This is a genomic window from Paenibacillus sp. V4I9 (assembly GCF_030817295.1).
In the GTDB taxonomy this organism is placed as follows: domain Bacteria; phylum Bacillota; class Bacilli; order Paenibacillales; family NBRC-103111; genus Paenibacillus_E.
In genome coordinates, this window is the sequence record NZ_JAUSZE010000001.1 from 7,977,349 (window position 1) to 7,998,237 (window position 20,889).

Sequence of the window (20,889 nt, forward strand, 5' to 3'; positions counted from 1 at the left end):
TTAAAATAACAGTTACAGCTCAAAAACGCCCCCAGCAAAGGTGCTGAAAGGGCGTTTTTACCATAATGTTAGCAGGTATTATTTTGTATGAAAATTTATCAGCCATTTCCCAATAAATCCAACGGCTTCGTCGTACTTCCTAATCATTAATTTGAGTGTACAGGCTGACCATCTTTAAACTCGCCTTCATAATCGAGTTTGCCATCTTCATAATACTTTCCCCTGCCATTGAATCTTCCTTGAACTTCGTAACCCTCATAAATTAGTTTGCCGTTATCATTAATACTTGTCACATATCCGTCAGGAATCCCGTTCTTGAATTGTCCAATCAGAACGTCACCAGTTCGGTCTCTACCAAAAATTTCTCCATTAAAATAAATGGTTCCCCAGCCCACTACATTATCATTAACGAACGTGGCATCGTACCAGACAGTGCCATCTTCATGAAAGAGCTTCCCTTTTCCGTGCATTTGTCCGTCTTTAAGCTGACCTTCATAAAGCAAGTTGCCCGCTTTGTTGTACAGCTTGCCTTCCGTTGCAGGGTCATAGAGATACACGGCTTTGAGGTTCGCATCCCATACCACTTTTCGGCCGGAAGCTTCACCAACCAATCTAAGAGGGACGAACGTATACCCTTTTTGAAGGTAAGGGGCTGTTGGTAGTTCGGATGTCTCTTCATTAACGGTTGCTTGCGACTTTCCTAATGTGAGACTAATCGACGATCCCTCTTTGCTGCCTGTAACCGTTTGGGATGCTTCGTTCCAATTAACTTGCAAACCCAGCTTTTCGAAAATAGGTCGAAACTCAACCGTTGTAGAGCTGTCCTTAAGTTGAGGCTGTTCATGGAAGATTACTTCCTCTCCGTCAAGAAAGACACGGATAGGTTTGTCTGCGTTCACTTGCGTAATGGTTTTCCGTATCCAATAGTCCCGGAGGGACGCTGCATTCATATCTTGATAAAGCACTGCGTAAACCCCACCGCTATGAATGTGGGTACGTAGAAGTTGATTTTTTTCCTCGATAATCCCCCCTGCATAGATCCATTCGCCCTCAACGAGTTTATAAATCCCCAGCTTGCTAAGCTGACCGGAAGGGACACGAGATGGCATATAGACCATTTTTAGGACATGGTAATCGAATGCTTCTCGTACGTCGACCGACCATGGGAGGCTCACCATTTTCTGATCCGGATGAAGAGCTTTGGTCAGTTCAAGTTTCGAATCGTCTCTATACCAAATGCTTGTATAATCGCTCCCCTTATAGGAAAACGGATTCTCGAACGGAGAGGACAAAATAACCGCGCGATCGGAAGTTGCCAACTCGTGCACGCTGCTCGGACTGTTTCCTCCGAAGAAGCCTGTCACTTGTTCAGGTATGTTAGCTGCATAAGGGATAGCTGAAACAAGTGTATCCTGAATAGCGTTACCTTCACCTGTAGATTGAAGGGTTCGAAGAATCAGATTGTTATCGACGTTCTTCAAAATAATTGTGCTTCCGGTAACACCCAATAGTTTCTCCCCTTGATCGGCTGCTGCATCAGCTTGCTTGTTTTGCAAGTTTGCTGCCATCACCACTTCATGTCCATCTTTCTCAATGGTCCATGCCGCAATTTCCTTACTTACGAAAGTAACGACAGGGATAGCTACCTTGTCAAATAGGCTAAGTACACTAGGTAGTGAATCCGGTTGCGTAACGTCGATCATTCTTAATTGATATTTTAGTTGATTGTATGGCTGTTGTATCCATACGATGTATTTTCCGTTGAATGCGACTGGATGACTGTTATATAAACTGCCATCCTTTTTATCCCACAGAACTCGTGAAGTATTGCTTGCAATGTCGTAAAGCTTAAGCCTATTCTCCGTAATACCATAATAGGCGACTTGGCTGTTCGCCAAAGTAGCGTCTTGTCCTTTTCCAATGATATTTGTTTCCTTTGTTGTCATATTGTACACATTAAGAGTGCTTGTAGATACATCTTTGTAGACTATGTATTCGCCGTCCGTTTGAAGATCTTCATAATAGCCCGGCTTGACATCTGTTTGGATAGATTCGCCGGTTTGAAGATTAACCATCATGATAAATTTTTGACTATCCCGATAAATAGCATAATTATTCGCTGCCGATAATTTATCTTTGTAGGTCTGGGTTTCGGTTAGCTGTTTTAATTCGCCACTAGACAAATCCCGGGAGAACACTTGATAGAATTTGTTCTCGTCATCTCCCATCCAAACCATCTTGGAATCGGTAATGATCGGGAACCTAGGTACCGTATAGTCCATTAAGTTATCCTCTTTGACGAATGTAGCAGCGCTTATATGCGCTTCCGGCAAGAAGGACAACGAGCCAAGCGCAAGCATGAGCGCAACTGCCCCTAACGCAATCTTTTTAAACTTCATGTTGAAATACACCCCTTTTATTAAAATCTCAATAAATTTCATGCATGCAAAAAAGCCAATCTATAGAGCGGCCCGGCTATCATATCCCGAAGGGGACGTAGACCCGTGGCTTTGCGACTCCGGCTTTCGCGCGAATGTGCCTTTAATCGTATTATATTGGCTTAAGCATTTATGGTATTTTTAACCACTATAAGGCATTTGCGTTAATTCTACAATATACGACATACTTCGCTTGGAAAAATCCCTTGGTAAAAGTGAATTCGGACTGCTAGACCAGCGGGGAGACGACAGGAGTACTTTGATCAAAATCGATACATTCAACAGCTGAAACGGGAGAATGAGATGCTAAATAAGTGCTTGGAAATCGTCTTTCTGCTTGTGTGACGACCCTTTTATTAGAGAAAATAACACGATGAGGAGCAGAGGCAAGCGCTGAATTGGGATTCAGTCGTAAGTATTTCAAAGAAGAATTTAAAAATAATTTGTCGAAAATGGAAGATATTTCTTTTCTATTAGATTAATTAAGTATATAATTGTTGCTAGGCAATTAGAACTATTCGATAGGTCCTAGAGTCATTCCATAGAATAAGAAACGGCAAATCCGTCCGAAAGGCGGAGACGCAAAGCCACGGGTCTAAGCAAGGGCACTTCCTTGTACGACAGCCGGGCTGCCTACATTCCTTTTGGAGTGGCTTTTTTATTGCCTTTATATCAAAGTAAAAGAGAGGAAGATTATATGTTGGCGAGGTTATTAGGGAAAATTGTATTTATCGTTATGTTTTTGACCGTTCAAATCGTATCTTTTTCAGGTTTAGTGCAAGCAGAAAATCAACCATCTTTACGTGACATAAACGGGTATTGGGCAGAGGATGCCATAAACGAATGGATCGGTAATGGATTGATTTCGGGCTATGCCGATCAAACCTTTCAACCTGATAAAGTCATTACCAGGGCGGAATTCATATCGCTTGTCAACAAGGCGTTAGGGTATCCCCATAAGGATGACCAAACCTTCAAAGATGTTTCTCAGGAAAAATGGTTCTATAACGATGTAGCCAAAGCAAAATATGCCGGCTATATTTCTGGGTTCGATGACGGCACCTTTCGTCCAGATCAACCGATTAGCAGAGAACAGGCTGCCAAAATCATCTATCAACTTATGCAATTAAAAGACGTGTTACCAAAGAGCGATACGCGAACGTTTCACGATGAGCAGCAAATGTCTGACTGGAGCAAGCCTTACATAAAAGCAGTCGCCTCGGAGGGTTATCTTAACGGATATCCTGATCAGAGCTTCCGTCCTCAGAAATCCATTACAAGAGCAGAAGCCGTAGTGATGCTAGATAATGCCGTAGGGCAACTGATCCATGAGCCTGGAACTTATACTCCAAAAGCTGATGTTGAAGGGAATATGACGGTCAACAGCGGCGGTGTCACTATAAAAAATGCTGTGATTAAAGGCGACCTCATCTTGGCAGCGGGGATAGGGGAAGGGGAAGTGTTCCTTGATCACGTGACAGTAAAAGGAAGAACGATTGTGAATGGGGGCGGAGAAAACAGTATTGAAATTCAAGATTCAACCCTCAATCAGATGATGGTTCAGAAGGACTTCGGCAGAGTCAGAGTTTTTGCTAAAGGTTCTACGAGAATAAGCGATACCATTATCAATTCGGGTGCGAAATTAGAACAAGAGCAAGGAAACGAGGGCTTCCAATCCATTTCCATCCAAGGAACGACTGTGAATGATGTCGTTCAGCTAGTAGGGACATTTGTGAAAGTTGACCTGAAGTCGACGGTAACCCTCGAGATTTCCAGTCAATCCGTTGTCACCTTGCTTGAAACGCAAGCAGGTTCGGAAGGCTCAGGAATCAAGCTGCTGGGCAATGCCATATTGGAGCAGATCATTTTGCAAGCAGCCGCGAAGGTGACGGGAGAAGGATCGATCCTTATTGCAGTGATTAATGTGGAAGGCGTAAGCTTTGAACAAATTGTAAAGAAATATACACTTGGCGATCTAGTGAAGCTCGTCGTAATTGGCGGGAAGGAAGTAACAGGAAACTCTCCGGTTATGCCAGGTACTACACCTGGATCAACGAACACATCCCCGGATCCTGTTCCGAATGCTGGGCAGCCGACAGGCGGGGAACCGGCTACTGAACCGGGTAATGTAGAGGATATTAATGCTGCCTTTATCATTCATGACAAGGTATACACTCTGTACCCATCCATCGCAGATTACTCGACGTTTCAATGGGACGTTTCGAACACAGTCACACACGATACATACCAGACCGAATATACTGGGACGTTAGAAGATGTAGGAATCTACAGCATTATAGGCGGATCGTTTTCTCCAGCGCCGTATGACGTAACCAATCGGAATTCAAAACAGCATTATTCCGGGGTTCTGTTATCGAGCATTTCGGTTAGCGGTAGCGTGTATGCTCAGGTTTATTATGGCGGCAACGAGATGATTTCTTATCAAATCAATAACCGTTACGAGGTCCATGATCTAGGTAATCAGCTGCCGGAACAAGCGGTGCCGCTCACAACAGGGGATAACCTTACGCTCGTTTACGGAAGTCAGTATCTTGTTTTTGCAACATGGAACGGAAGCGACTGGGAACTTGATGGGATAAATGATCGACTAGAGTCGCCAACTGGTCTAAAGGCATCTACAGTATCGAATAAGGAGATCGCTTTGCAATGGAATCCAGTTGCGAATGCGGACCATTACCATATTTATTACAGCGCAACTGCTGCTGGCAAGTTTGTCCCCTTGAAGGATCAAAACGGTCAACCGATTACGGTAACCGGAACGACCTATGTCGATAGCACGAATCTTCCACATACGACAAGATATTATGTCGTTACATCAGCAATAGATGAAATTGGCGTGGAATCCGGACCAAGCGGCGTTGCTTTTGCTACAACTTATTATAATGCACACATAGCTCTGGATTTTGAGATCACAGATACGTGGCAGCATCCATCGGATCCAATCCTTTATATCACAGATAAAACGGACAAGAAGCTTTATCGCGTCAATTACGAAACAGGTGATAAATCCTCCATAGCGTTTAACCTTGCACCGGAGAGTCTCACATATGCAGACGGTAAAATCTACGTTTCTTTGCTAAAAGCGGCACATTCTTCCTATACGGATATTTCACAGCAACAAGGCGCAATTGCGGTTGTGAATGCGGCTACCTTCACGCTTGAAAGTACTCATGAAATTGCGATTGACCCCTTTGATGTCGCAGTCGTTTCCGGTTATCTCTACGTGTCATCCGGATCAGGTCAGTGGACGAAGATCAAGTCATATGATTTGAAAACTTTTGCTGAGGTGGGTTCAAGCGATATTCGGCAAGCGAGTTATATCCAAACGCTTCCATTAGGGAATAAGCTCTATACGATCACAACGGATACGTCACCGAGAGATCTTAGTGCGTATAATGTAATGAACGGACAATACGTCGAGCCATCCTATCCAGGTGGTTACGATTCGCCGTACCATGGCGATTATGCGATGTCGACGAACTTTACCATTTCTCCGGACGGTGCCTACATCTTTAACGGTTCCGGCAACGTATTTATGGCAACAAGCAATAAGTACGACGATATGAAATATGTATACGGACTTGGACAAGCATATGACGGTATTGCTTTTGATCTGTCAAATAACAATAACAAGTTTTACACAACGAAGAACAACGAGGTACAAGTCTATGATTACAGCAATTTTAAGAAAAATGGCCTCTATCACTTGGACGGTACAGCCAAGAATGTATTTAATGATACCGATCGATTGACTGCTGTATCTACGCTAGACGGAAAGAATATCGTCGAAATCGTAGAAAAGAATTCAATCGAAGCGATTGCCCCTGTTGCGGTTTCTGGTGTCCAGTTGGACGGCAGAGTTGTTGACATTGCTTACAATTCCGTAAACAAAAAAGCTTATGCAATCGACGAAGCGTTCCGCAATCTATATGTGGTTGATCTTCAAACACAGACGATTGTAAACACGGTCAAGCTTCCATATCGTCCGTCCGGTCTTACATTATCGGAAGACGGTTCAAGTCTCTTTATCGTGAATGATGATCTAAATAAGCTCATAACGGAAGTGCGCCTATCTGATTTACAAATTGTAAGGCACTTGGCATACACGTCAACTGTTGATTCCGGTGACATCGCTCATAGACATATCTACCATAAATCCGGGATTCTATATGTTGTGATGGGTGATTGGGAGCCGACGCTGCTTGCGTTCAATTCGACTACCTTTGCAGCCGTAAACTACGGAACTGTGATCAAAGGGGTTGGCGATCTGGCTTTCTCTAGCGATAAGAGCAGATTCTTTACATGGTATCAGTATGGCTGGAATGCGGGAAGTGCCGGTTCAAACGTATTCGCATATTCCGTTAGTGGTAATAGCGTAACCAAGTCAGGCCAATCCAACCTAAGTTACCCGAACTTCTTGAGAGATCCCTTGGATACTCCGGTTCTATTGTTGGAACGTCAAGGGAAACTAGTCGTAAAGAATAAGGTCCTTAATCTCAATGATGTTACGCAGGTAATCAGTACATTGCCAGAACCGATTTATGCTGCGAATGCTACCGGAGAGCTGCTGGTTGGTAAAAATGGGATATACAGTGCGGCGACATATCAGAAGGTTGATACTTTGGCGCTGGGGACAGCAACGGAAGTCTTCTTTGATCAGAACGGAATGCTGTATTATTACGTAAATGGTGCGTTATTGTCTATACAGAAGTAAAATAATAATAACCCGTGCGTGTATCTGTTCAGTCGAGTAATTGTGAAATTCCAGTTCATCTGTTTATTCAACTAAACTGACTGTTTTATGGGATCTCCTAGGTCAACCAGTACTCTGGTTGGCCTTTTTTGTGAGAAATCACACACTTTGCGTAGGGGTTGCCTCTTTCCTGTAGAAATATGTTGAATTATATTATTTTATGGAATACCATGGGAAATAGTAGTTCTTTACGACTAGCTAAAATGAGTGAAACACACCTAATATCAAGCAATAATGAACAAAGGCAAATCCATCGAAAGGTGGAGACGCAAAGCCACGGGTCTAAGCCATGAGTCACATGTCATGGGATGATAGCCGGGATACTCTTTAGGGGCTTGTTTTTTTATTGCCAAAAAGAAAGGAGGGTCCCAAAATGGCAACATATCTTATGCTGATTAAAGTATTCGACGATGCCGAAAAGGTCATATACAAATTTGGTCCAACGGAAGAAAGTTTGGGTGAAATTGAATTTAATCTACTTAATGAAGAATTTCGGCAGCTAGAGAGAGTCCCGGGAACAACTAAAGACCATATGTTCATGAAGGCTGCTTCAGCTATTGCAAGATGTTATGCAGAGGGAGATGGTTTTCCGGACAAAACTTTCTTTGCTTCTTAAAATTTTTATTAGCTTCTAGTTTCAATTACTCTTTTGAATACATATTAGTTGGAATTAGCATTTTGGTCATTTTTGGAAATCACCTATGTGCTCATACGAAAAAGCGAGAATCAGCGGTCAATCCACTTGGGAAATGATAGCCGGGTCGCTCGAGATGGTTGTTTTTTTATATTCCAAAATGAAGGAAATCGGGGTGAGCTATGATGAGACTACATTTGAAACGACTTGTAGCCATATGCGTGCTGATTGGATTTATCACTTATTACGGAGGGGGAAACTCAGCACAGGCTACTTTGATGTATAGTACGAAAGATACCCCAACCATGTATAAGGCACCTGATCGTTTCGTTAACATTTCTGGCAGCGACATGGTCTGGAAAGCCCAGGACAACTCGGGAAAAGATCAGCTTTATTACCGTAATCTAGTAACTGGCGAAGCCAAGCAGCTGACGGACACGAGTGGTGTCAAGTCGGTACCAGATGTCGGAGGGGATTATGTTACTTATGTTCATCGTCAGAAGGATCTCATATTGCTCAATATTCGTAGCGGTGAATCTTTGAACATAGCATCTACCCCCGGTACGTACGAATCCCCAACGACGGACGGTCATTATGTAGCTGTCCCCAATAAGAGCGACAATTTTATTTATGTTTATGATATAGCGAGTAAGACCAACAAAAGGGTTGGTCAGGGCATAAATGCTGTGGTTGCGGAGGGGGAAATATTGTATGTCCAATTACCCTCCAAAGATCTTCAGCTTTACGATATCGCTACCGAGAAAACCCGCAAGCTAACGAAACCGACTGACGGTTATGTAGATACATTTTACGGTCCAGCTTTTAACGGAAAGACCGCGGTTTGGCTGCAGAAAATGAATGCCGGTGGTTATGAGACCAGATCACAGCAAACCGATCATGATGACGCACTTCCCCAGCTCTTAGCTAGATCCGATGCAGCGCCGAAAAGCCAAGCTCCCATTGCTATTGGTGATCATATCTCGGCTTGGCATCAAACGGTGAATGACAATGATGAGATTGCCGTAGCAGATCTTGCCTATAGCGAAGCGCACATCTTAGTAGACAAGGCTTCCGTAAACTCACTCGTCGGTATTTACAATAATCAGGTTGTGCTCAGAGGTGACGACGGTAATATATTTCTCCGAGAAGTGAACGTGAGCGGTCAGTCTGTAGCACCGACGGCCCCTATTGCTTCTGCGGTACCTTATGTCGAGAAATGGGCTGAACCAGTAAACCAGTCAATGCTTTTCTTTAGCAAAGACAGAGCTATCACATCGCAGGATAAAAGCATTATGTTGAAAATGAAAGAATGGTTGTTCCAAGGTGATGGCGACGTCAACATGGAGCCTAACCCGGATCGCGACTTACAGTTGACTAAGGCGCTGTTGCCTGGACAGAAAATGGTGAGTCTGCCATGGAACGTCTCGATGCCGGATGCTAAAGATGCGCTCATTCTTTCCATGTCCTACATAGCGAGTAGAGTGCCGAAGGAGCAAATAAATAAGCTCGGCATTTATCGGTTGGAAGGTGGATCATGGGAGTATGTGGGTGGATTGCTCGAACAAGAGACGAACCAAATTTATACTCCAATTATTAAGCCTGGAACGTACATCATACTGTATTATAATGTTTCAAACCCGTATGTAAGGGACTATTGGATTAATAAACGTATTACCCAGATGACCGATAACGATCCGATACGTGTTTTCCTTGACGGAGAAGAAATTCAGTTTCATGAGGCACCAATCCTGCAAGAAGGCTCCACTACCGTGGAATTCAGGCCTATTTTTGAGAAATTGGGACTTAAAGTGAATTGGGACGATGCAACTAAAACAGTAACCGGGCAAAAAGAGGGGAAATCCCTCCGGTTGCCCTTGGGTAAGAAGGAAGCGGAGTTTAACGATCTAAAGATGAACATTCCGGTTGCCCCCTTTTTATACAAGGACTATACGTTCGTACCGCTCCGTTTCGTAGGAGAAGCGACCGGTAGAAAAGTGATGTGGGATGCCAACCTTAAAACAGTATACCTCTATGATCTGGTAACGGAAGGAAAGCTATATTACAACGGTGGTGCCCTTATGTACGAAGGACAGCTGGAGGATGGTCATATGAACGGAAAAGGCAAGTTGTACCGAGAGGACGGGACGCTTTGGTACGACGCGGAGTTCAAAAATGATGAGGTCGTCGGCTTGGGGACTATCTACTTCCAAGGTTTTAGCCGCGGTCGCGATCGCACGGGGGAAATGTCTATCGGTCAATTCGTAGAAGGTATTCCCGAAGGTAATGTAAGATACGTTGACGACAGTGGATATGTGTTCTATGAGGGAAAAGTGATAAAGGGCTTATATAGTGGCCAAGGTAAATACTATGTGGCAAACCAGTTGATCTATGAAGGCGAATTTAAGGACAACATGTACGATGGTCGTGGAAAATACTACATTAATGGTAAACTTTTTTATGAAGGGGATTTTGCAGTCAATACTCCGAATGGTTACGGCAAAGAATATAATAAAGCCGGAAATCGGGAAGGAGAGTTTAAACAAGGAGTCATGAACGGAAAAGGTATTTGGTATTACTCTTCCGGCACGAAGCTATACGAGGGGGAGTTTGTGAATAATATTTGGGAAGGACAGGGGAAGATTTACTCCGTAAACGGAATGCTGAAGAAAGAAGGTCAATTTAAAAACAACTATTTCGTTAAGGGGACGTATTACTATACAGACGGTACAAAGTATGTAGGAGAGCTAGCTCACGATGTCCCGAATGGTCAAGGCATCTTATATGACAAAAACGGAAATATTGAATTTCAGGGTCAATTTAAAGAAAACGTACCAGTTAAATGAGGAACGGTAAAGCTCTAGTAGACTTTGTTTGGTGCCCGTTTCTATCTTGAAGAGTACGAGCAGGCAAACCGATTTCATCCGCACTCAGATCAAGTCGGTTGGTTAAAATGGCGACTGGATTTCCTTCGGAATCCACGGTGTGAATGAGACATAGACGTTCTCCATTCGCTTTTGCAGTGTCCCGACATCGGCCAAAAGATAATGAACATTCAGAGAAAATTAATGCAATGCTAGTGAAATAAAAAGATAACCTAACCCAAACCCACTATCTTCGCTAGTGGGTTTCTTTTTTCATGCGATTACCTAGTCTTCACACAGGTCTTAGATGCGCCCCGACTAAGGTCTAGGAACAAATACCGTCGTTAGTCCGTTTTGGAAAGCTTCGTTTTTACCTAAAATAAAGACATGAACAAGAGCACAGCAAACAACACAGCAAACAACGAAAGGCGGTGACGAAACGATGAAAAGAAAATACGGGCTTAGCCGCTCTGCTAATCGCATTCGGTGCACTGATTCTGTTAAATAAGCTAGGCGTTCACATGGGACCATTTATTGGCTCGGTGATGGGATACTTGATTCCAATAGGAATGGTTGGCCTTGGTTATGTAGGCATACAGAACGGCAGCAAAATCGGTTGGATTATTGCAGGGCTTGGCGGTATCATCCTGATTGGTAAATTAGCTGGTTGGATCATCATTTTACTGGCGATAGGGTTGATAGGTTACGGAGTTTCGATGTTGACAAGAAGAACGGTGTAATGAATTGAAACGAATACAGAGAGTGAAAAAGGTGGTATGAGAGATGAGCCTATTTAGGCGAATGAGAGACATTACCGTAGCAACACTGAATGAACATCTGGAGCGATCGGAAGACCCGGTTCGCTTGATTGACCAGTACTTAGCAGCGCAGCGTGAGCAGCTTCAACAGTCTGAGAGACTGTATCAGCAATGCGTCAGCCATGCAGCGTCCCTCCGGCAGCAATATCTGACGGCGCTGGAAACCAAAGAGAAGCGCGAGCATCAGGCGCTGCTGGCTCTGAAGGCCGGCGAAGAACATATGGCAAGGATCGTGCTTCAAGAGAAGCTGCAAGCCGAAGAGAAAAGCGAGCAGTATCATGAATTGTACGAACAAGCGAAGCAGTCCATCCTCGATTTGGATGAAGAGCTGCAGCAGCTCAAAGCCGATTACAAAGAAGTGGCAGATAAACGCAGTTACTACTTAGCGCGAATGGAGTCCGCTCGGTTGCAGCAAAGATTGCATGCTCGCAGCAGTGTGGCGCAGGATGCGACACCACGGATGTTCGGTCGCTTGGAAGAGCGCGTTTCCGATATGGAGCTGCATGCCAGAACGCTCCGCGATGTAAGACGAATGGGGCGTGAAAGCTACTATAGCGGGGGTAACCCAGCTGTAGATGCTGAAATGGAAGCTCTGAGAAGTAGACTGCAGCAGGAGGGAGCCAAGTAATCATGAGCAAACTATACCGCTCACGAAGAGATAAGAAAGTTACTGGTCTATGCGGCGGACTCGCCGAGGCCATGAATGTAGATGCAACGCTACTACGTTTATTGGTGGTGATCACCACCATCTTTACTGGAGGAACAGTCATATTCATCTACCTTGTAGCTGCGCTTGTCATTCCGAAGGAACCTGGGTACGATCAGCCTCCATTTGATCCTTATGCTGGCTCATATGGCCGTCAAGGCTATAATGGCGGGGCTTGGAACGCTCACAAGCCGCACCCTAACCATGCGCCACAACATACGGGCTACAATGCTCCGTACGACGCAGGGAAAACCAACAACATCGACGAGATGATGAAAGACATTGAAAAGAAAGCTCTGCAAAGAGAAGTAGAAGAATTGAGAGCCAAAGTTGCTCGCTTCGAACAACAACCAATTGATATTAAAAAAGGAGACGTGTAAACCATGGGAGTATTTACAAGAATGAAAGATATGACTAAAGCATCAATTCACGAGGTATTGGATAAAATTGAGGATCCGATCGTTATGTTGAATCAATATTTGCGAGATATGGAGCAAGAAATCGCGCAAGCTGAAGTTACTGTTGCTAGACAAATCGCGAATGAGCGCAAGCTGAAGCAGCGCCTGGAAGAGTCTGTTCGTCTCGTGGCTGACCGCGAAGCTAAAGCTTCCGCAGCGATCAAAAATGGCCAAGAGGCTATTGCTCGCCAAGCTGTTGAAGAAAAATTGTATCACGAAGATAAAATTGTTGAGTACACAGATCTATATGCCGCTTCCAAAGCACATGCTGATGAGCTAACACAGCAGCTGCATGAAATGAAAGACGAGTTCTACAAACTGCGTAACAAACGCAACGAGCTTGTATCCCGCGCTCAGCTGGCTAAAGCCAAAAAACAAATGGCACAAGTATCCTACAATGGTGTCATCGAGAGCGGCAACGCATCCCGCGGCTTCCAACGTATGGAAGAGAAAATTATCCAACTGGAAGTTGAAGCGGAAATCGCTCGCAAGCCTTATGTACCAGCAGGCTCAGTAGGCAGCTACACACCTGTAGATGTTGCAAAGCAAGCTAAAGTTGATGAGCAGTTGAATCTGCTGAAAGAGAAATTAAACGGTAAAGAAGCCGAGTAATGAACTGTGTTTGATCGAGAAGCCCCTCCTTGCGAGGGGCTTTTTTCGTTTGCGCTGAGCTGTGGAGTTTGTTCTATTTTTCCTCGATTTATTTGATGGTATGTTGTATAACGTACAACAATTTCGTCGGTTTCTTCTCACCAAACTATAGATGTTGTATGGTGTACAACAATTTATCCTGTTTTCATCCAATAAAGCTACTTTTGGCTGCAATTGTTGTATTTTTTACAACAATTGCGGGGATCACGCGGATTTGGCTGCATAATGTTGCACAAAATACAACACTAGTTGGAACAAGTGTTTTTTTGCTGAGGTTTGTTTATGGTTTTCAAAATCATAAGATTTTCAACTTTTTTGAAGAGATTTATCCACTCTTTTTCTAGCAGATTGCAGATAGAATAAGCACATGAGCACCAAAGAAATGTTAAAACGAAACACGAGGTGAGGTCATGAGTGAAGCCCTGGTCCGGATGGAAGGAATTGAGAAGCATTTTCCTGGTGTGCATGCCCTCCATCAATGTCGTCTGGAATTGGCAGCCGGTGAAGTGCATGCGCTTGTTGGCGAGAACGGCGCCGGGAAGTCCACGTTAATGAAAATCGCTACGGGCGTCTATCAGAAAGATGAAGGCAGAATCATTCTGAAAGGCAAGGAAGTGAACATCCCCAATACGAGAGCGGCTCAGCAGCTTGGCATCTCGATGATTCATCAAGAGTTGAATTTAATGCCAGATTTGACGATTGCCCAAAATATATTTATTGGGCGAGAGCCGAGGAAGGGAATCAAGCTGTTCGTCGATGATCGGAAGCTGAACGATCAGGCACAGCAACTGCTGAATGAAATGAATCTCCAGCTCGATCCGCGCACGAAGGTGTCGGAGCTGACAGTCGCCAAGCAGCAAATGGTGGAAATCGCCAAGGCATTGTCATTTCAATCCGAGGTGCTCATCATGGATGAGCCGACGGCGGCACTCACCAATGCGGAAATCGAGGAGCTGTTTCGAATCATCGAACAGCTGCGCGGGCGTGGGGTAGGCATCGTCTATATTTCTCACCGGATGGAAGAGTTAAAGCGAATTACCGATCGTATCACGGTCATGCGCGACGGACGTTATATCGATACCGTACAGACGAAAGATACGTCCATCGATCAGATCATTGCGATGATGGTTGGTCGCGAACTCTATGTCAGCACGCAGCAGACTACCGTCGAAGCTTCAGAGATAAGAGTCCTCGAGGTTACGAATCTGAACCGCGGTTCTGCGGTGAAAGACGTCTCCTTTCATTTGGCAAAAGGTGAGATTCTTGGCTTCGCGGGTCTTATGGGAGCTGGTCGTACCGAAGTGGCGAGGGCCATTTTCGGCGCAGATGCGATTGACTCGGGCGACATACGCATTCACGGGCACAAGGTTCAGCTCAAAGCCCCGCATGATGCCGTTAAGCATGGGATCGGTTACTTATCCGAGGATCGTAAACGCTATGGGCTCATGGTGGATATGGATGTGAAGACGAATATCGCCATAGCCTCTTATCGCAAAGCGAGACGTCTGTTCGGCTGGATGCACGACGGCAAAATTGATCAGTCAGCCTCACACTTTGTGGAAGCGCTTCAAATCAAGACGCCAAGCATTCATCAGCAAGTCAAATTTCTGTCAGGCGGCAATCAGCAGAAGGTTGTTATCGGTAAATGGCTGCTTCGGGACTGCGACATTCTTATCTTCGATGAGCCTACACGAGGTATCGATGTTGGCGCGAAGACGGAGATTTATAAGCTGCTGGATGAGCTAGCCGCACAGGGGAAATCGATCATTATGATTTCTTCCGAGCTGCCCGAAATATTGCGCATGAGCCATCGCATCATGGTCATGTGCGAAGGGCGAATTACCGGTGAGCTTCGTCAACAGGACGCCACCCAGGAAGCGATTATGAAATACGCCACGATGCGAATCAGTTAGCGGATGTCTTAGGAGGAATCATGATGTCAACATGGCTTGTACGTAAAAAAATAGTGCCCACGATGTCGAGTCAAACTGGCGCGGCACAGAAACTACTAGCATTCGCCAGCTTGATTATGCTGGTTATTATCTTCTCGGTATCTTCCAGCAATTTTTTTCAATTCAATAACATTGTAGCCATTATGCTCTCAACGGCCGTTATCGGCGTACTTGCTCTAGGTTCAACGTTCGTCATCATCACTTCCGGTATTGATCTGGCCGTCGGAACCGTGATGACCTTCTCGTCGGTGATGGCGGGAGTCATCATCACAACGTGGCATTTACCAATGCCGCTTGGCATTATCGGGGGCATTGCTACCGGAGCCATTTGCGGTCTCATCAGCGGGCTTCTCGTTGCGAAGATGAAAATTCCGCCCTTCATTGCAACACTAGCTATGATGATGGTGACCAAAGGACTTTCTCTCGTTATCTCTGGGACGAAGCCGATCTATTTTAATGATACGCCGGCATTCTCGCAGATTTCGATGGGGTCCATTCTTAATTCAATCATTCCTGGCTTCGAAATTCCGAATGCGATTCTCGTCTTCTTCGGCGCTGCTATCATTGCCAGCATTATTTTATCGAGGACGATTATTGGACGCTATAACTTTGCCCTAGGAAGCAATGAAGAATCCACGAGGCTTTCCGGCGTTAATGTAGACTATTGGAAAATCGTCATCTACTCGCTGACTGGCGTGTTCAGCGGTATCGCCGGCATTATGATGGCCTCCCGCCTTAATTCGGCTCAACCCGCGCTTGGCTCTGGTTATGAACTGGAGGCGATCGCAGCTGTGGTTATAGGCGGTACTTCCTTAAGCGGCGGCAAAGGTTCCATACTTGGAACCGTCATCGGTGCCCTTATCATGAGCGTACTCACGAACGGGCTGCGTATCTTATCTGTTAAACAAGAATGGCAGACGGTTATTGTAGGAATTGTCGTTGTACTGGCGGTCTACGCTGATATGATGCGACGCCGCAAGAAATAAACTTCGGTATTCACTCCAAATCGGAGTCACATACAACAAATTATACGTAAGGGGAGATTGAGATTGCATAAACGGACAAAGAAATTTGCGGTAGCATCATCGCTATTATTATTAACGACGATAGTACTTGGGGCATGCGGTGCCAAAACGACAGATACGAAAACAGCGGCGACAACGGCTACGCCGGCAGCATCAACTGCAGCGCCTGCTGCGGCAAAATCGGATAAAATTTATATTCCGGTCATCTCAAAAGGCTTCCAACATCAATTCTGGCAAGCCGTCAAACAGGGGGCTGAGAAAGCCGCCAAAGAATTTAATGTGGAAATTACGTTCGAAGGTCCGGAAACAGAGACACAAGTGGATAAGCAAATTGAAATGCTGCAGGCAGCATTGGGCAAAAAACCAGCAGCCATCGCTTTCGCTGCTCTGGACAGCAAAGCAGCTACGCCGCTGCTGGAAAAGGCAAAAGCAAGCAAAATCCCCATCATCGGCTTTGACTCCGGTGTGGACAGCGACATTCCGGTGACGACGGCCGCCACCGATAACAAAGCTGCCGCAGCGTTGGCAGCGGACAAAATGGCATCGCTCATCGGCAACGAGGGAGAGATCGCCCTTGTCGTACATGACCAAACGAGCCGCACGGGCATTGATCGCCGGGATGGCTTCACGAATCGGATCAAAGAGAAATATCCGAATATCAAAATTGTTGATACGCAGTACGGCGGAGGAGATCAACTTAAGTCCACCGATTTGGCCAAAGCAATTATTCAAGCTCATCCGAGTGTTAAAGGCTTCTTCGGTGCGAACGAGGGATCCGCGATCGGGGTTATCAACGCTGTAACAGAGCTGAAAAAAGACGGCAAAATCATCGTCGTCGGATACGACTCCGGCAAGCAGCAAATGGATGCGATCCGCAGCGGTAAGATGGCCGGTGCCATCACACAGGATCCGATCGGCATTGGTTACTGGTCAGTGAAAGCAGCCGTCCAATCGATTAAAGGTGAGACTGTTCCTAAATCAATCGATACAGGTTTCCACTGGTACGACAAAACGAACATTGATGCCGCTGACATCAAGCCGCTGCTCTACGAATAAGAATAAAGAGGCTGCGCCATTATGGGCAGCCTCTATTGTTATTTATTGAAGCAGCTGTGTACAATACACATAGAGCATAATTCGATTTCGCCAGAGGTGACCCGTAATGTACAAAATCATCATGATTGACGATGAAGATGAAGTCAGAGAAGGCATCAAGAGGAAGACGAATTGGGAGGCTTGCGGCTTCCAACTGGTTGGTGATTTCGATAATGGCAGAGATGCCTATGAAGCGCTGGAGAGTCTGCAGCCTGATGCTGTTATTACAGATATTTGCATGCCGTTCATGGACGGTCTTCAACTGACAGAACTAATTGCCGCGAATTACAGGGATGTTAAAGTAATTATTGTAACCGGTTACGAGGATTTTGATTATGCGAAGCAAGCGATCAAACTCAAGGTCAAAGATTATTTACTGAAACCGATCAACGCCGCAGAGTTTACCGAATTTCTTCATAAGTTAAGGCTAGAGCTGGATGAGGAGCGCAAACAGCGGGAAGATGTCACCTTTCTCCGTCATCAGTTTCACGAGAGCATGCCGCTTCTTAGAGAACGATTTCTTGAACGGTTAGTTACTTCCTGCATGAAAAAAGATGAAATTGAACGCAAGTTCCAGATGTTCGGACTCTCTTTGAGCGGTCCTAGTATTACGGTGCTTGCTCTTGATATTGATGACTTTCACCGTGAGTTCTACAATGACCCAGCAGCTGAGGAGGAGTTGTTACGCTTTGCAGCCTACAACATTTTTCATGAAATCATGGAGAAAGAGCAAGGCGGCATCGTATTTCGAACGCGTGATGATAAGCTTGTCGCACTGCTCTCTGGCGATTCGGAAAGGATCGAATTGACCTGTCAAACACTTGCCGAACATGTGAGGTACAGCATCGAGAAATATTTGAACATGACGGTAACGATGGGAATTGGGCGTACTTACAGCGATCTGCGAGACTTGCCAAAATCATTTCAGGAAGCTCTTTCTGCGCTGGATTACCGTTTTTTGCTCGGAAAGAACCGGATCATTTCGATTGGAGATATGGAATTTGGAAGCAGCCCGGACAATCTTAGTTACATCCATATGGAGAAGAGGTTGATTTCCGCCATTAAAACAGGAGAAAAGATGATCGTAACGCTTACGCTGCAGGATTGGATCAATGAAATGAAGAAGGGCAACTGCTCGATGGATAAATGCTACGGCAAATTGAATAAACTGCTCGTCGCCTTAATGAATGTATTGGTGGAGACCGGTTTTGAAGAAGCTGAAGTGCTAGGCGATCATTCTTTTATGCAGTTATATGCGAGGAAAACCTTAGATGATGTGCAGCTCTGGCTAGAGGAAATTTGTCTTGCGCTCGTAGACTTGCTGGCTGAGAAACGAACCAAAGTGTCTCAAGCCCAGATGGAAGCCGCGGTCGATTACATTCATGCGAATTATGCGGATGAACAGCTCTCGCTTCAGCAGGTGTGCAATCATATTTATATGAGCATGAGCTACTTCAGCGCTTTGTTCAAACCGCATACCGGTGAGACTTTTGTCGAGTACGTGACCCGATACCGTCTGGATAAAGCCAAAGAAATGCTCGCTGCTTCGCAGTTGAAAACCTATGAGTTGGCCGCGAAGGTTGGCTACAGTGATCCGCAATATTTTAGCGTTATTTTCAAAAGAAATACAGGCATGACCCCCAAAGAATTCAGGTCAGCGCACAAAGGTCAGCAGAGCCTATGAGAACCTGGCGGCGTCCTATTCAATTCAAAAGCATTCATACGAAGATAGCACTGGCGTTTTCATGCTTAATTCTTTGTACAACCATCATCCTAAGCTACAGCGCTTACCGCCTCTCTACGGTGGCCGTTACGGATACTTCATTGGAATATACCAAGCAGCTTATCGAGCAAGTAAATAAAAACATTCAAACCTACATCGGTAACATGGAAAGTATATCTGCTCTTTCGCTGAGCAACACCGATCTGAAACGATACTTGGCTTTGAAAAACCCGAAGGGAACAGAGGGAGAGCAGCTAGCGAGTCAGATCAGCAGTTATTTTCATGCCATTGTTGCTTCTCGGAATGATATCGCTTCCATCGTATTTGCGGGCTCCAATGGCGCCATCGTATCGGAACGCATAGATGCAAATTTCAAATCATATGCCGAATTAATTATGCAAGAGTGGTACAGCAAGGCTAATAGAGACAATGGCGACGTGGCCATTTCTCCCTCACACGTTCAGCACCTATATAAGGATGAGTACAAATGGGTCGTGTCGATTAGCAAGCAAATGCCAAATCCGTTGCCTGGAGCGGCAAGCGGTGTTCTATTGGTCGATCTGAACTATAACGTCATTAATGATCTATGCAACCAAATTCAGCTGGGGCAAAGAGGGTACGTGTTCATACTCGACCAAGCAGGTGATTTAATTTATCATCCTCAGCAGCAGCTTATCTACTCAGGGCTGAAATCGGAGGATATTCCTACACTTTTGCAGGCCAAGGACAGCACTTTCCATACGCAAGAAAAAGAGGAAAGCAAAATCTACACCGTCCGGACAACGAAATTTGGCTGGAAAATTGTTGGAGTTACCTACGCTGGGGATCTAAGTGGAAATAAGAAGGACATGCAGCTGACATCAGCGATGTGGGGCGGCATCTCGTTAATCATTGCCTTAGCGATTTCCATTTTGCTGTCGGTCACCCTAACCAAGCCGATTAAAGAACTGGAAGTCCATATGAAGCAGGTGGAAAAAGGTAACTTCGACATTCGCGTCAATATAGAAGGTGCGAATGAGATCAGTAAACTTTCACGAACCTTTAATTTAATGATCAGCAAAATTAAAGAGCTCATGAACCAAACTTTGAAAGATCAGGAAGTCAAACGAATCAGTGAGCTGAAAGCGTTACAGGCGCAGATTCAGCCCCATTTTCTGTACAATACACTGGATTCAATCATTTGGATGGCTGAAATGGGCAAAGTGGATGAAGTGGTTACGATGACTTCGGCCTTGTCCAAACTCCTCCGTTCGAGCATTAGCAAAGGGGAAGAACTCATTCCAATTGCGGTTGAATTGGAGCATATTCAGAACTATTTGACGATTCAGAACATCCGTTATCGGAATAAATTTACGTACACAGTCGAAGTAGAATCGGGCATTCTCAGCTGTCGAATATTGAAAATTATTTTGCAGCCCTTGGTTGAAAATGCCATCTACCATGGAATGAAGCATCTGCCGGAACGCGGTCATATACGCATCACGGGACGCAGGATCGAAGAGGTTATTGAGCTCAAGGTAATAGATAACGGTGTTGGGATGAGTGAAGAGAAATTGAAAACGTTGATGCTCAAAACACGTCAAACAGAGTCAGGCAAAGGCTTCGGCTTGCACAACGTGAATCATCGCATCCAGCTTTATTTCGGGGAGCTGTACGGATTGCAATTTGAGAGTGAGCTGGAAGAGGGCACGACGGTAACCGTACGTATTCCTGCAATACCCCCAATCCATAACGATAGTGAGAATTGAGGTGTG

The 20,889-nt window shown here is 45.1% G+C and carries 13 protein-coding genes and 3 riboswitches; of the genes, 12 read left to right on the forward strand and 1 reads right to left on the reverse strand.

Translation table 11 applies throughout. The features are described 5' to 3' along the window. Positions 1-146: 146 nt before the first annotated feature. Entirely contained in the window at positions 147-2,399 is a 2,253-nt protein-coding gene (locus tag QFZ81_RS36785) for a stalk domain-containing protein (protein ID WP_307435558.1), read from the reverse strand. A 63-nt stretch (positions 2,400-2,462) separates the two neighbouring features. Then, positions 2,463-2,550, reverse strand: a riboswitch (cyclic di-GMP riboswitch). Positions 2,551-2,983: 433 nt separating this feature from the next. Further along, a riboswitch (cyclic di-GMP riboswitch) is annotated at positions 2,984-3,075 on the forward strand. A gap of 60 nt (positions 3,076-3,135) precedes the next feature. Between QFZ81_RS36785 and QFZ81_RS36790 the strand changes: the two genes are divergently transcribed. The 12 genes from QFZ81_RS36790 to QFZ81_RS36845 all read left to right on the forward strand — a co-directional run bounded on the left by QFZ81_RS36790 (position 3,136) and on the right by QFZ81_RS36845 (position 20,883). Further along, a complete protein-coding gene (locus QFZ81_RS36790; protein WP_307435556.1) occupies positions 3,136-7,173 on the forward strand; it encodes an S-layer homology domain-containing protein in 4,038 nt (1,345 codons plus the stop codon). Positions 7,174-7,445: 272 nt separating this feature from the next. Next, positions 7,446-7,540: riboswitch (cyclic di-GMP riboswitch) on the forward strand. Between the two features lie 45 nt (positions 7,541-7,585). Then, a complete protein-coding gene (locus QFZ81_RS36795; RefSeq protein WP_307435553.1) occupies positions 7,586-7,828 on the forward strand; it encodes a hypothetical protein in 243 nt (80 codons plus the stop codon). Between the two features lie 200 nt (positions 7,829-8,028). Further along, entirely contained in the window at positions 8,029-10,689 is a 2,661-nt protein-coding gene (locus tag QFZ81_RS36800) for a stalk domain-containing protein (protein ID WP_307606718.1), read from the forward strand. A gap of 539 nt (positions 10,690-11,228) precedes the next feature. Then, positions 11,229-11,447: a hypothetical protein gene (locus tag QFZ81_RS36805; RefSeq protein ID WP_307606720.1), complete on the forward strand. Its 219-nt coding sequence runs from the start codon at positions 11,229-11,231 to the stop codon at positions 11,445-11,447. Positions 11,448-11,490: 43 nt separating this feature from the next. Beyond that, positions 11,491-12,153 carry a PspA/IM30 family protein gene (locus tag QFZ81_RS36810; RefSeq protein WP_307435544.1) on the forward strand — a complete coding sequence of 221 codons (663 nt, stop codon included), beginning with the start codon at positions 11,491-11,493 and terminating at the stop codon, positions 12,151-12,153. Between the two features lie 2 nt (positions 12,154-12,155). Further along, positions 12,156-12,611, forward strand: a complete 456-nt coding sequence (locus QFZ81_RS36815; RefSeq protein WP_307435541.1) for a PspC domain-containing protein — start codon at positions 12,156-12,158, stop codon at positions 12,609-12,611. 3 nt (positions 12,612-12,614) lie between these two features. Continuing rightward, positions 12,615-13,301, forward strand: a complete 687-nt coding sequence (locus QFZ81_RS36820) for a PspA/IM30 family protein (RefSeq protein WP_171643108.1) — start codon at positions 12,615-12,617, stop codon at positions 13,299-13,301. Between the two features lie 449 nt (positions 13,302-13,750). Then, on the forward strand, positions 13,751-15,253 hold the full coding sequence (locus QFZ81_RS36825; protein WP_307435535.1) for a sugar ABC transporter ATP-binding protein: 1,503 nt from the start codon (positions 13,751-13,753) through the stop codon (positions 15,251-15,253). 20 nt (positions 15,254-15,273) lie between these two features. Next, on the forward strand, positions 15,274-16,278 hold the full coding sequence (locus QFZ81_RS36830; RefSeq protein ID WP_373462554.1) for an ABC transporter permease: 1,005 nt from the start codon (positions 15,274-15,276) through the stop codon (positions 16,276-16,278). Positions 16,279-16,341: 63 nt separating this feature from the next. Next, a complete protein-coding gene (locus tag QFZ81_RS36835; RefSeq protein WP_307435532.1) occupies positions 16,342-17,373 on the forward strand; it encodes an ABC transporter substrate-binding protein in 1,032 nt (343 codons plus the stop codon). A gap of 106 nt (positions 17,374-17,479) precedes the next feature. Then, complete coding sequence (locus QFZ81_RS36840) at positions 17,480-19,096, forward strand: response regulator (RefSeq protein WP_307435525.1); 1,617 nt, start codon at positions 17,480-17,482, stop codon at positions 19,094-19,096. After that, positions 19,093-20,883: a cache domain-containing sensor histidine kinase gene (locus QFZ81_RS36845; RefSeq protein WP_307435522.1), complete on the forward strand. Its 1,791-nt coding sequence runs from the start codon at positions 19,093-19,095 to the stop codon at positions 20,881-20,883. Before QFZ81_RS36840 ends, QFZ81_RS36845 begins: the two co-directional genes overlap by 4 nt. Positions 20,884-20,889: the final 6 nt, after the last annotated feature.

Excerpts from the sequence above, each read along its gene's own strand:
- QFZ81_RS36785 (WP_307435558.1), bottom strand. The coding sequence starts at position 2,399 with ATGAAGTTTAAAAAGATTGCGTTAGGGGCAGTTGCGCTCATGCTTGCG.
- QFZ81_RS36790 (WP_307435556.1), top strand. The coding sequence starts at position 3,136 with ATGTTGGCGAGGTTATTAGGGAAAATTGTATTTATCGTTATGTTTTTG.
- QFZ81_RS36795 (WP_307435553.1), top strand. The coding sequence starts at position 7,586 with ATGGCAACATATCTTATGCTGATTAAAGTATTCGACGATGCCGAAAAG.
- QFZ81_RS36800 (WP_307606718.1), top strand. The coding sequence starts at position 8,029 with ATGATGAGACTACATTTGAAACGACTTGTAGCCATATGCGTGCTGATT.
- QFZ81_RS36805 (WP_307606720.1), top strand. The coding sequence starts at position 11,229 with ATGGGACCATTTATTGGCTCGGTGATGGGATACTTGATTCCAATAGGA.
- QFZ81_RS36810 (WP_307435544.1), top strand. The coding sequence starts at position 11,491 with ATGAGCCTATTTAGGCGAATGAGAGACATTACCGTAGCAACACTGAAT.
- QFZ81_RS36815 (WP_307435541.1), top strand. The coding sequence starts at position 12,156 with ATGAGCAAACTATACCGCTCACGAAGAGATAAGAAAGTTACTGGTCTA.
- QFZ81_RS36820 (WP_171643108.1), top strand. The coding sequence starts at position 12,615 with ATGGGAGTATTTACAAGAATGAAAGATATGACTAAAGCATCAATTCAC.
- QFZ81_RS36825 (WP_307435535.1), top strand. The coding sequence starts at position 13,751 with ATGAGTGAAGCCCTGGTCCGGATGGAAGGAATTGAGAAGCATTTTCCT.
- QFZ81_RS36830 (WP_373462554.1), top strand. The coding sequence starts at position 15,274 with ATGATGTCAACATGGCTTGTACGTAAAAAAATAGTGCCCACGATGTCG.
- QFZ81_RS36840 (WP_307435525.1), top strand. The coding sequence starts at position 17,480 with ATGTACAAAATCATCATGATTGACGATGAAGATGAAGTCAGAGAAGGC.
- QFZ81_RS36845 (WP_307435522.1), top strand. The coding sequence starts at position 19,093 with ATGAGAACCTGGCGGCGTCCTATTCAATTCAAAAGCATTCATACGAAG.